This is a genomic window from Bifidobacterium moukalabense DSM 27321, assembly GCF_000522505.1.
GTDB classification, from domain to species: domain Bacteria; phylum Actinomycetota; class Actinomycetes; order Actinomycetales; family Bifidobacteriaceae; genus Bifidobacterium; species Bifidobacterium moukalabense.
Genome location: NZ_AZMV01000007.1, coordinates 313,230 through 326,105 on the forward strand (window position 1 = coordinate 313,230; position 12,876 = coordinate 326,105).

The window sequence follows — 12,876 nt, forward strand, 5'->3', positions numbered from 1 at the left end:
CATGCCAAAACAAAAGGGCGTTAATGGCGAACATGTCGTAACCATGCGTGAAGTGGCCAAAGTGGCTGGTGTGTCGATTAAGACCGTGTCGAATGTGGTCAACGACTATGAATTCGTGTCGCAGGTCACGCGCGACAAAGTGAACAAGGCCATTGAGGAGTTGGGCTACACCGTCAACGTGTCCGCGCGTAATCTGCGCAGGGGACAGACGGGCATCATAGGTTTGGCGATTCCGGATCTGCAGATGCCGTATTTCGCGCAACTGTCGTCGTTGGTCATCGAGGAGGCCAAGAAGAATGGACTGCGTGTGATCGTTGAGCCGACGCAGTATTCGCGTGAGGGCGAATTCGATGCCTTGCTCGGTTCCCAGCAATCCATGATGGATGGGCTGATCTACAGCCCGCTGCAGCTTGGTTTGGATGATATCAAGGACTTGAAGCTCGACTATCCGATGGTGCTTGTCGGCGAACGAGTGTTTACGGATCGTTTCGACCATATCGCCACCGAGAACGTCGAGGGCGCGAAACGTGCCACGCAGTACCTGCTTAAGACAGGCTGCCGCAAGGTGGCCGTGCTCGGTACGCATCCCGGCGAGGAGATTGGCTCCGCAGCTTTGCGCCTACGTGGCTACAAGGAGGCGTTGGAGGAGGCTGGTCTTGAGTTTGATCCGCATCTCGAGTCTCCCGCCGGTTTTTGGCATCGTAGCAACGGTGTCGAGGCAATGACCCAATTATTGGATTCCGGCGTTGAGGTGGATGGCGTTGTTGCGCTGAACGACATGCTGGCCTCTGGCGCGATGCATACGATTCAGATGCGTGGTCTGCGTATTCCGGACGACATCTCCGTGGTCGGCTTCGATAATTCCGATGACTCCCAGTATCTCTCACCGGCGCTGACGTCGATCGCACCAGGACTTGAGGCGGTTGCCCGGCTGTCAGTCAAGGTATTGAAGGAGCGTATCGATGGCCGTGATCCGAATCCGGACCGTCCGGGCCAGAAGGTGTTCCGTAAGGTCGCTTCATCACTCGTGGTGCGCCAATCCACCAAACTTCCTCAGGAATCCCTGGTCGTCTGAGTGTTTTGTGCGATGAGGCCGGTTGCCATGTCGGCAATCGGCCTTTGCCGCATTTGTAATTTTCGTTATCCGCTGGCCTCCTTCCGCAACACTCCGTCCTGTGCACCTCAATTTTGTACAACGTTGTAAGAATGGTATATTCAACGTTGTAAATACTGGAACAGCGGATTGAAAAGGACTAAACATGGCTGTTTATAACAATCCGATCGTGCTTCAGCGTGCAGATCCCTGGGTGCTCAAGGTCGACGGCGAATACTACTTCACCGGCTCCGATCCTGAGTACAACTGCATCGCCATCCGTCACGCATCGAACATCAACGACCTGCAGAAAGCTCCTGAGACCGTGGTGTGGCGCAAGCATGAATCCGGTCCGGCGAGCATCTACATCTGGGCTCCGGAACTGCATCGCATCAACGGCGCATGGTACATCTACTTCGCCGGCGCCGCAACGGATTTCGAGGCTTCTGGTCTGCCGACGCACCGCATGTTCGTGCTGGAGAACACCGATGACGACCCCACTTCCGACAACTGGGTGGAAAAGGGCCGGATCGTCACCCCGATCGACTCCTTTTCCCTTGACGCCACCACCGCGGTGATCGACGGCGTGCAGTATTTGGTGTGGGCTCAGAAGGATCCGGAGATCGAGGGCAACTCCAATCTGTATATCGCCAAGATGTCCAATCCGTGGACGCTCGAGACCGAGCCGGTCATGCTCACCAAGCCGGAATACGACTGGGAATGCGTCGATTTCCTCGTCAACGAGGGGCCGGCCTTCCTGTTTCATGGGAACAAGATCTATCTCACCTATTCCGCTTCCGGCACCGGCGTTCCGTATGCCGTGGGTCTGTTGACCGCGGAGCGAGGGGCCGATCTGCTGGATAGGGCTTCCTGGGCGAAGAGCCCGGTGCCGGTGTTCAAGACCTGCGCCGAGAACGGCCAGTATGGTCCGGGGCATAACTCCTTTACCAAGTCGGAGGACGGCGCCGAGGACCTGATGGTCTACCACTGCCGCAACTATACCGAGATCAAGGGTGATCCGTTGTTCGACCCGAACCGTCACGCCCGTGTGGGTGTGGTGAGGTGGACGGAAGACGGTCCTGATTTCGGCGTTCCGCAAGCCGACGACCTGTGGACCCCGACCGCCACCGACGTGCTGCCGGCCGACGGCGGCCCGCTCGCCGGAACCCCCGCCGAATAACGCCGAAAACGTTATGTTCGCCGTTGTAAGCGGCGGAAATGCAAGGGGGGCATATAACTGAATATCTAAAGATGAAACGGCCTTTCCTTCGGAGTGTCACTGATTTGTACAACGATGGAAAAAGCTGTATAATCAAAATTACAACGTTGCAAACGCGGCATCACGGCTGAACGCGGTATACGGACGAGGACAATGAACAACGAAGTCGGGTCCGCCCGCCATTGCAATGTTTGAGGATAAGGAATCTTGGGAGACCAAGAGATAAGGAGAAATCCATGAAGATCAAAAAGAGCACCAAGGCTCTTGCGGCAGTGGCCTCCCTGGCAATGCTGTCCACCGTCGGCCTGTCTGCTTGCGGTAGCTCCGACGGTGGTGAGACCGACGCCAACGGCAAGCCGATCATCCGTGTCGCGCTGATCAAGCGCAGCACCCAGATCGAGGCCAAGGATATGAAGCTTCAGAAGGATCTCGAGGCTGCCTGTGATTGCACTATCAAATGGGACGAGATCCTCGACACCCAGTGGTCGCAGCAGTCCTCTACCGTGTTGGCCTCCGGCGACGTTGCCGATATCACCGTGTGGGGTTACAACGCTTCCAATTTCGCCCAATACGACTACTGGGAGGATTTGAGCGATGATCTTGACCAAATGCCGAACGTCAAGAAGTACTTCAAGGAAGTTCCGAACGCCGAGAAGTTCGGCTCTGACATTGACGGTCACGTATGGCAGGTTCCGTCAGACTACGGTAACGCCTCTGGCGCCAAGTGGTCTTCTGGCCAGAACCTCATGATCAACAAGACCTGGCTCGAGAAACTCGGACTTGAGGTTCCGAAGACCTGGGACGAACTGACCAAGGTCCTCACTGCCTTCAAGAACGACGATCCGAACGGTAACGGCGAAGCTGACGAAATCCCGATGCTGATCAACCAGCTCGGCACATCTGGCTTCAACTGGTGGGATCCATTCCTGCTGCTGAACGGCACCGGCCTGAATACCCAGATGATTGCCAACGGCAATCAGGGCATCTACATCAAGGATGGTAAAATCGGCAACTTCATGATCACCGACAACTTCCGCCAGGTCATTGAGTACTACCACTCCCTGATTGAGCAGGGTCTCATGCCGAAGGACATCCTGACCCGTGATAGCTCCCAGAACAGCGCCGACATCTCTAACGACGGCAAAACCGCCAAGGTCGGCATGATCTTCGGCTGGAACACCGGTAACTTCGGTGATCTGAAGGACCAGTACGAGTCCATTGAGGTTCCGGCCGCTCCGGGTGTCTCCTATGAGGAAACCACTTGGGAGCCGCAGTTCGAAGATATCTACAACGGCGCCTGCGTCAAGGCTGGTTTGGATGACGAGCATAAGGCCGCCGCGCTGAAGATCATCGACAAGTGGATCGAACCGGACACCTCCATGGAATCCTATTATGGTGATCTCGACAAGTACATCTCCAATGAGGGCGACGGCAAGTACAAGGTCATCGAGTTCCAGAAGGATCTGTCCACCTACGGGCTGGCTGATCGCGGTCTGACCTATGTTTCCGATGACATGTCAGTCAGCGGTGACGAGGACAAGGTCCTCGCCGAGAAGGATGGCAAGACCTATGAGACCCAGCAGTCCCACATCGGCGACAAGGACCTCATCCCTGCTTACGTCCGTCTGTCCGCCGAAGACAACACTACCGTGTCCAACAACAACTCCAACATCTTCAACTATGCCATGCCGTTGATCTCCACCTGGATCCAGGATGGCGGACTGACCGATGCGAAGTGGAACGAGTATGTTGACACCATGAAGAAGCAGGGCGTCGACGAGAATGTCAAGCTCTGGCAAAAGTGGTACGACAAGACCATGGCTGAAGAGTAAGCCAGGCTTTCCTCCAATCCCCATATAACCACAGACGGCCCTCCCTTGCGGTGAGCATTGACCCGCACGCCAACGGGGGAGGGCCATACACTTTCTACGTTTAATCACACTCCTAAACTTCATTTCCGGAGATTGTCCGGACAACCTAAGAGAGGGATGGATATGGCTGTTTCGCAAATCACAGCATCCGCGTCGAGCGCAGACGTCCCGGACAACGACTACATCGCCAGGCACAAGTCTTTGCCGGTTCGCATCGGCACTCATCTACGGCGTTACTGGCAGTTGTGGCTCATGGCCCTGCCGGCAATGATCTTCGTGTTCGTCTTCGCCTACATTCCTATGTACGGCATCCAGTTGGCCTTCCGTGAGTTCGTTCCGCGTAAAGGCCTGACCGGCGGTACCTTCGTCGGTTTGAAATACTTTACCAAGTTCTTCCAGTCACCGCAGTTCGTCAATCTGATGCGGAATACCATCAGCATCAGCCTGTGGACTCTCGTGATGGGCTTCATCTGCCCGATTATCTTAGCCCTGCTTATCAACCAGATAGGCTCCAAAAGGATCAAGGGTTTCGTGCAGACCATCACCTACATGCCCCACTTCATCTCCACCGTGGTCATCGTTTCGATGATCAGTATTTTCCTGAACCCGACTTCCGGCTTCATCGGTCGCTTCCTCAACGAGGATGGCAAGAGCATCCTAGGGGATCCGAATTTGTTCACTCCGATTTACTGGATCACCGAGGTTTGGCAGCATTGCGGCTGGAATTCCATCATTTATCTGGCCGCACTGGCCGGCGTCGATACCGCTCTGTATGAAGCCGCCAAGATGGACGGTGCGAGCCGCCTGCAGCTGATTCGTTACGTTGACATCCCGGCCATCCTGCCTACTTGCGGCGTACTGCTCATTCTTAACATGGGTTCCGTGCTGAACGTTGGATTCGAGAAGGTCTATCTGATGCAGAATTCGCTGAACCTGAGCTCTTCCGAAGTCATTTCGACATTCGTGTACAAGATGGGCTTTGTCAGTAACCAATACAGCTATTCGACGGCAATCGGCCTGTTCAATACGTTGATTAACTTTGTGTTCCTCGTTATGGCCAACGCGATTTCCAAGCGTGTGTCCGACACCAGCATCTTCTAACGGTCGGTACAAGGAAAGGACATCCAAATGAGTAATTCCGTTGCACCCGCCATCAAGACGGCAAATGATGAGATTCCGTGGAATCCGAAAGTCCGGCAGAAGAAGCAACCGAGCGATTATGTGGTCGATTTCCTGATCGGACTACTGGTCGTGGCGGTGGTCGTAGTGGTCGTGTATCCACTATGGTTCATCGTGATCGCCAGTTTTTCCAATTCGGCCCTGGTCTCTCAAGGTGAGGTGACCATCTTTCCCAAGGACATCAACTTCTCCGGCTACACCAAGATTCTTGAGGACACACGAATCTGGACTGGCTACAAGAACACCATCATCTACTCCGTGGTTGGCACCGCGGTCAACATGCTGGTCACTCTGCCTGTGGCGTTCTCCCTGTCCCGGCGTGAGTTCAAGGCTCGCCGTATCATCCTGTTCTTGTTCACTTTCACCATGTTCTTTGCCGGCGGTCTGATTCCAAGCTACCTGCTCTTCAAGGATCTGGGCATCCTCAACTCCATGTGGGTGTTCATCCTGCCGGGCGCTGTGAATGTGTACAACGTAATCATCGCACGTTCGTTCTTCGAGACTTCCATTCCGGAGGAACTGCACGATGCGGCCCAGGTGGACGGCCTTGGCTACTTCCGTTATTTTATGAAGATTGTGTTGCCGCTGAGTTCGGCCATCATCGCAGTGATTGCGCTGTACTATTTCGTGGGGCACTGGAACGACTTCTTCACCGGCCTCATCTATATCCGCAATCAGGAGAAGCAGCCATTGCAGAACGTGCTGCAGAACATTCTGCTAGCCAACCAGATGACCACTTCCGGTGGCGGCTCCGATGGTCGTTCCATGCTGGAACGCCAACAGGCCGCGGACCAGATCAAATATGGCATCATCATCGTGTCCACTCTGCCTCTGCTGGTCATCTACCCATTCCTGCAGAAGTACTTCAACAAGGGCGTCATGATTGGGGCCGTCAAAGGCTGATGCGCAAACGGGCAATCCGTAATCGCAAACACGGAATCTCATCATTCCCTCTCCCCGAAAAAGCTGTCGCCCACCGTGGCGGTGGCTTTTTCGTATGCAAGGAATCGCAAGACATCGCATAACACAACCAAGCAGTAAGGTGAATTCATGACCGAAGCGACCGATATGTATGGCTACCTGCTCGTCCACTTCATCGAGGATCCGGATGGCTATGCCGAGAAGATCTACATGGATGTATCCGACGGTGATAATCCTCGTCGATGGCTACCTATCAACGATGGAAAGCCGGTGTTGATCTCCAGCATCGGTACTACGGGTGTGCGTGACCCGCACATCATCCGTAATCCCCAAACCGGTAAATGGTATGTCATTGCTACTGATTTGCGTGTGTTCGGAGGAGACGATGCCGGTTGGTTCGAATGGACGCGCCATGCCAGTACGAATCTGATTATCTGGGAATCTGATGACCTGCTACATTGGAGCAAGCCTCGTATGCTCGACGTGTCACGCAAGCCGGACGGTTCCCATCTTGAGCTTGGCATGGCGTGGGCGTGCGAATGCCTATGGGTGCCGTACTACTATCCGGAAGGCCATGAAGGTGGCCGCGGAGCATTCGTAATGTACTGGTCCAGTACTGTCTTCGATGACGCCGACAAGCAGCATGCTGACGAGAACGTCCACTGTACCGTGCTGTGGGGTGCCACCACCGATTTCACACAGAGCACCTTCGAATATGGCGGCGTATTCATCAACACAGGCGGTGACGCCATCGACACCACCATGGTTCAACGTCCGTTGCCCGACGGCGGTACGCGCACATACCGCATCACCAAGGACAACGCGCATGGTAACGGCATCTGGATGGACTTCACTGATGCGAAATGCTGGTGGGAGGCAGACGTGCGGTGGGACACCGTGCAGAGCGGAATTGGCGCCGAATATGTGCCGGACGGCAATCCCGGCGGAGTGGAGGGGCCAGCCGTGTTCGCCAACCACCACAACAATGGCGGCGCTGATGACGAGTGGTACCTGTTCGTAGACGTGATTCCGTCGATCGGCTACCAGCCAATGATCAGCCGTGATCTTGATAAAGGCTGGGTCAAGCTGGAAAGTCAGGACTATTTCCTGACTGAGCATACGAAGCACGGTGGCGTAGCCTCGCTGACACGCGCCGAATACGACCGCCTGCGTCCACTGGCCGCGCTGGCCGTCCCGCGTAGCTGAATAGCGTCTCGCATAAGGTGAGGGCCTCCCACGTTTTTATGGGCGGCCCTCACCTTTCTCGGTTATATGGTGGTTGCCTGAATGACGGCCGATTACACACCACTACTACTGCTGTTGCGATTGCGATGAGTCGCTGTGCTGCTGACTGTCGTTCTGGTCGCTATTGGCATCTCCGTTGTCGCTGTTTTCGCCGGAACCCGCGTCACCGCCGTCGCCGTTGCCTCCGTCGCCGGAACCGCTCTCCGGCGTGGTCTCGGTCGGGGTCGGTGTGGTCGTCTGCGTGTTCTCCTCGGTCTTCGGCGTGGCCGAAGGCGTGTAGGACTTCTGTGCGCCCGTGCCCCACGTGCCGTCCGAGCCGCCGATCTTACCGCTGTCGGTTGCGGTCGGGAACGTTTCGTTCTGGGTGTCGGCAAGCGCCTGCGTCATATATTCGGTGAACAGGTGCACCGGGTAGTCGCTGCCGCCGGTCCAGCTGCCGAAGGCCGGAATCTCCTGCGGACTGCCGTTGTCATCCGGGTACCACATGGCCACCGCCGTCACCACCGAAGGGGTGTAGCCGATGAAGCTGGCCGCTCTGGAATCATTTGCGGTACCGGACTTGCCGGCGATGGTGTGTCCGGTGGCGCGTGCCTCGGTGGCGGTACCGCGCTGCACCACGCCGGTCAGCGCCTTGGTCACCAGATTCACGGAATTGGCTTCGAACACCTGCTCGGCCGTGGTCGGCGCGTTGTACAGGTCGGAGCCGCTCGGCGTCTTCACGGAGGCCACGATATGCAGCGTCGGCTTGTTGCCCTGATTGGCCAGCGTGGCGTACGCGCGCGTCATATCCTCAACGCTCAGGCCGTTGTTGCCGAGCACGGTGAACGGTTCGGAGCCGTCCAGCGACGTGTTCTCCACGCCCGCCTCACGAGCGGTGTCGGCGATCTTCTTGGTGCCCAGCTTGGTTTGCAGATCCATGTACACGGTGTTCGACGACTGCTCGGTGGCGGTGTACAGATTCACATATCCCAGATTCACGTTGCCGTAGTTGCTCACGGTGTCGGTGATGCCGGGGAAGGTGCGGTACGAATTGCCGTTGAACGTCGTGTTCAGGCTTACTCCCTCGTTCACGGCTGCCAGCAAGGCGAACGGTTTCATGGTGGAGCCGACCTCGTAGGTGGCCTGCGTGACGTTGTTGAGCTGCTTGGTCAGGTAATCGTCGCCCGCATACAGCGCGATGATCGAACCATCCTTCGGATTGACCGACAGCGCGCCGAACTGCATGCCGTCCGGAATCACGCCCTGCATGCCGTTCTGTGAAGGGCTGACCACCGAATACATCAGGTCCTGCTTGGATTTGTCGATGGTGGTCACGATCTTGTAGCCGCCTGTTTCGAGGTCCTGCTTGCTGAAGGCCTTCGTGTCGATAAGCTCGTTCTGCACCATGGTCAGCAGGTATCCGTTCTGACCCTCCAGCTGGTTGCTTTGCTGGTATTCGATGACCTGGGGGAACTGCGCCTCCGACTGCTGTTTGGCGGTGATGTAGCCGTCCTCCTCCATGATGCTGAGCACACGATTGTAGCGCTTCTGGGCCTGTGCCTCGTTCACCGCCGGATCCCATGCGCTTGGCGCGGGGATGATGCCGGCCAGCATGGCCGCCTCGGAGAGCGTCATGTCTTTGGCGTCCTTGTTGAAGTACGCCTTGGCCGCCGCCTGGATGCCGTACGCGCCGCGACCCAGGTAGATCGTGTTCATATAGTTGCACAGCACCTGGCTTTTATCTTGCTGCTGCGCGATTTTGATGGCCAGGAACGCTTCCCGGAGCTTGCCGGAATACGACGTGGTTTCGCCCAGATAGTAGCGCTCCGCGTACTGCTGGGTGATGGTCGAGCCGCCCTGCCGGCTTCCGGTGGTCAGGTTGTTGTACAACGCGCGTGCGATGCCCACCAGGTCGATGCCTTTGTTGGTGTAGAAGGAACGGTCCTCGGAAGATACGATGGCGTTGCCGACGTAGTCCGGCAGTACGGAGCAGTCGATGATCTCACGATTCTGTTCGGCGTAGCTGCCGATTTCGGTGGTGCCGTCGGAATAGTAGACGGTCGTCTTCTCCGCGAGCGCGAACGCCTCCGGTTCCGGGACTTCCGTGGTGACGTACATGTAGGCGAACAGGCCGATGCCCGCCACGATAAGCGCCGCGAAGATTCCGAGCACCCATTTGAGCACGAGGTGCTTGCGTTTTTTGGTACGGTTCTTCTTCGGTCCATTGGCGCGGTGCGAGCCGTGGTTGTTGCGCTGCACGTTGTGCGTGTTGCCGCGAGTGCTACGGGTGCCGCCTGCCTGCGGGTCGTAGGAGCGCGAGCTTACGCTTCGAGTCTGTGAAACCATGCTTTCTACCGTAGCTGCCAGTCCTGAAAAACAGTCCCAAAGGGGTGATGCGTTGCAAAAGTTCAACGATTTATCCCCGGTTCTTTTTACAAATCGACAGAATTTCGTCGGTTGTCGCAATAGCATTGATTATTCAAGGTTTTTCTTGCTGGTATAGGTGGACTCTTATTGATTCGAAGGTATGCTTAAAGGTTGTATACCTGCAACGCATACATATGAGGAGTCGTTTCAGATGAGCATTCGCGTGGCTATCGCCGGTGTGGGCAATTGCGCTTCGTCGCTGGTTCAAGGCGTTGAGTATTATAAGGACACCAAGGACGAAGATAAGATTCCGGGATTGATGCACAACAATTTCGGCGGGTACCGCGTGCGCGATATCGAATTCGTCACCGCGTTTGATGTTGACGCGCTGAAGGTCGGCAAGGATCTGTCCGAGGCCATCGAGGCTTCGCAGAACAACACCATCAAGTTCGCCGACGTGCCGAATCTCGGTGTCGAGGTGCTTCGTGGCCCGACCGAGGACGGTCTGGGTGAGTATTACCGTCAGATGATCGAGGAGTCCACGGCCGAGCCGGTCGATGTGGCCCAGGTGCTGCGCGACAAGAAGGTCGACGTGCTGGTCTCCTACCTGCCGGTCGGTTCCGAGCTGGCCGACAAGGCCTATGCACAGGCCGCGATGGATGCCGGCTGTGCGTTCGTGAACTGCCTGCCGGTGTTCATCGCCTCCGATCCTGAATGGGCCCAGAAGTTCCGTGATGCCGGTGTGCCGATCGTCGGCGACGATATCAAGTCCCAGGTCGGCGCCACCATCACCCACCGTGTGCTGGCCCGCCTGTTCGAGGATCGCGGCGTACGTCTGGACCGTACCTATCAGCTCAATGTCGGCGGCAACATGGACTTCATGAATATGTTGCAGCGCTCCCGTCTGGAATCCAAGAAGATCTCCAAGACCCGCGCGGTCACTTCCGTGGTGCCTCACGACATGGATCCGCATAATGTGCATATCGGCCCGTCCGATTACGTGGCCTGGCTCGACGATCGCAAGTTCGCGTTCGTGCGTCTTGAGGGCACCACGTTCGGTGATGTTCCGCTGAGCCTTGAATACAAGCTGCAGGTGTGGGATTCCCCGAACTCCGCCGGCATCGTCATCGACGCCGTGCGTGCCGCCAAAATCGCTCTCGACCGTCATCTGGCCGGCCCGGTGCTCGCTCCGAGCTCCTACTTCATGAAGTCCCCGGCCGTGCAGCATGAGGACGGCGAGGCCCGCCGCCTCGTCGAGGAGTTCATCAAGGGCGCCGTCGAAGGTACCGAGGAACAGCTCGATGCCGATGTCGCCGCCGCTAAGGCCGCCGGAAAGGATGTCTGGAGGGCCTGAGCCTCTGTTTGACTGACGAAAAGCCCACGGAATCGTTCCGTGGGCTTTTCGCATTCCCGATCCGCCGACGCTGACAGCGTCTGACCGTCGGTGGTTTGGGCATCCTCCAATCCACCGACGGTGAGGGGATGTGAGCGTCGGCAGATTGGGAGAGGGAGCGCCGGAGGGGACTACTTCCTGAGCAGGGGTTCGACCTGCTGCTCGTAGGCGGTCAGCGCCGTGTCGATCACGTTGTGCATGTCGTAGTACTTGTACGTGCCCAGGCGCCCGCCGAACACCGTGTTCGGCTCGGCCTTCGCAAGCTCCTCATATCGCGCGTATAACGCCTTGTCGTCCGAGGTGTTGATCGGATAGTACGGCTCGTCGCCACGCTCGGCGAAACGGGAGTACTCCTCCCACACCACCGTCTTGTCCGGGTTCTGCCGGTCGGCGCGCTCGGGATTGAAGTTCTTGAACTCGATAGCGCGCGTGTACGGCACGTCCGCGTCCGAGAAGTTCATCACCGGGCAGCCGAAATGGTCGCCCTCGTCGTAGCGGACCTCCTTGAAGTCCACCGTGCGCCACTTGAGCTCGCCGAGCGAGTAGTCGAAGTAGCGGTCGACCGGGCCCGTGTACACCACCGGTACGCCCGCGGCGGCCAGGGCCTCCTTGTTGTATGGCTGGGATCCGTCGAAGAAGTCGGTCTTCAGGGTCACGTGGATGCGCGGGTCGTCGATCATGCGTTCCATCCACGCAGTGTAGCCGTCCGTGGGCAGACCCTCCCACGTGTCCTTGAAATAGCGGTTGTCGTAGTTGAAGCGCACCGGAAGACGGTTGATGATGCCCGCGGGCAGGTCCTTCGGATCGGTCTGCCACTGCTTGCCCGTGTAGTTCTTGATGAACGCCTCGTACAACGGCCGGCCAATCAGCGAAATGCCCTTGTCGTTGAGATTCTGCGGGTCGGTGCCGGCCAGTTCGCCGGCCTGCTCGGCGATCAGGGCCTTGGCCTCGGACGGCGTGTAGTGCGCGTGGAAGAACTGGTTGACGGTGCCCAGATTGATCGGCAGCGGGTACACCTCGCCGTCATGGGTCGCGTACACGCGGTGCACGTAATCGGTGAAGGAGGTGAACCTGTTCACGTAGTCCCATACGCGTTTGTTGGACGTGTGGAACAGGTGCGCACCGTACTTGTGGATTTCCGCGCCGGTCTCCTCGTCCATGTAGCTGTACGCGTTGCCGCCGATATGGTCGCGCACGTCGATGATCTCCACCCTCACACCGAGATGCTCGACGGCCTGCTGGGCCACGGTCAGGCCGAACAGGCCCGCGCCCACGACCACCAGATCCGGATACTCCACCTTCTCAGTCATAAGAACAACCTTCCAAACTGGTTTTGCAAACACACATCACACGTGTGCGATTCCAAGCCCATAGTACCCATTCCTATGCTCTACGCATATCCCGATGCGCTACGTCAACGGAAAATTCGCATGTATGGCCTCTGGTCCGGGCATGGTGTACACTGGTCCTTGCCTCCGCGTGGCGGTATGTCACCCAACTCCCCCAGGGCAGGAATGCAGCAAGGGTAAGTGGCCTCTTCCGGGTACGTGGAGGTTTTTCATAGGCGTGACCTGCCTCGAAATGACATGGTTGGCGTATTCTCGATGAG

The 12,876-nt window shown here is 57.3% G+C and carries 9 protein-coding genes and 1 other RNA gene; 8 read left to right on the forward strand and 2 right to left on the reverse strand.

Annotated features, from left to right (window positions below):
- Nucleotide 1: 1 nt before the first annotated feature.
- From BMOU_RS07570 to BMOU_RS07595, 6 genes are all read left to right on the forward strand, one after another.
- Nucleotides 2–1,075: a LacI family DNA-binding transcriptional regulator gene (locus tag BMOU_RS07570; protein WP_034876378.1), complete on the forward strand. Its 1,074-nt coding sequence runs from the start codon at nt 2–4 to the stop codon at nt 1,073–1,075.
- A 184-nt stretch (nt 1,076–1,259) separates the two neighbouring features.
- On the forward strand, nt 1,260–2,273 hold the full coding sequence (locus BMOU_RS07575; RefSeq protein ID WP_034876380.1) for a glycoside hydrolase family 43 protein: 1,014 nt from the start codon (nt 1,260–1,262) through the stop codon (nt 2,271–2,273).
- 275 nt (nt 2,274–2,548) lie between these two features.
- Nucleotides 2,549–4,144, forward strand: coding sequence for a type 2 periplasmic-binding domain-containing protein (locus BMOU_RS07580; protein ID WP_034876382.1), 1,596 nt, complete (start codon nt 2,549–2,551; stop codon nt 4,142–4,144).
- Between the two features lie 156 nt (nt 4,145–4,300).
- On the forward strand, nt 4,301–5,284 hold the full coding sequence (locus BMOU_RS07585; protein WP_034876384.1) for an ABC transporter permease: 984 nt from the start codon (nt 4,301–4,303) through the stop codon (nt 5,282–5,284).
- A 27-nt stretch (nt 5,285–5,311) separates the two neighbouring features.
- The gene (locus BMOU_RS07590) at nt 5,312–6,265 is read left to right on the forward strand and encodes a carbohydrate ABC transporter permease (RefSeq protein WP_034876386.1); all 954 of its coding nucleotides are present in this window, start codon (nt 5,312–5,314) and stop codon (nt 6,263–6,265) included.
- Nucleotides 6,266–6,412: 147 nt separating this feature from the next.
- A complete protein-coding gene (locus BMOU_RS07595) occupies nt 6,413–7,489 on the forward strand; it encodes a glycoside hydrolase family 43 protein (RefSeq protein ID WP_034876388.1) in 1,077 nt (358 codons plus the stop codon).
- Nucleotides 7,490–7,594: 105 nt separating this feature from the next.
- Here the strand turns inward: BMOU_RS07595 and BMOU_RS07600 are convergent, their stop codons facing one another.
- On the reverse strand, nt 7,595–9,853 hold the full coding sequence (locus BMOU_RS07600; protein ID WP_034876390.1) for a transglycosylase domain-containing protein: 2,259 nt from the start codon (nt 9,851–9,853) through the stop codon (nt 7,595–7,597).
- Nucleotides 9,854–10,085: 232 nt separating this feature from the next.
- On the opposite strand from BMOU_RS07600, the gene BMOU_RS07605 reads away from it, so the two are divergent.
- Nucleotides 10,086–11,228 (forward strand): inositol-3-phosphate synthase, encoded by a 1,143-nt coding sequence (locus BMOU_RS07605; RefSeq protein WP_034876393.1) that lies wholly within the window; start codon nt 10,086–10,088, stop codon nt 11,226–11,228.
- Nucleotides 11,229–11,398: 170 nt separating this feature from the next.
- Here BMOU_RS07605 and glf read toward each other — a convergent pair whose 3' ends face one another.
- Entirely contained in the window at nt 11,399–12,577 is a 1,179-nt protein-coding gene (gene glf / locus BMOU_RS07610; protein ID WP_034876396.1) for a UDP-galactopyranose mutase, read from the reverse strand.
- 159 nt (nt 12,578–12,736) lie between these two features.
- Between glf and ffs the strand changes: the two genes are divergently transcribed.
- Nucleotides 12,737–12,827, forward strand: an RNA gene (gene ffs / locus BMOU_RS11045) — signal recognition particle sRNA small type.
- Nucleotides 12,828–12,876 lie beyond the last annotated feature (49 nt).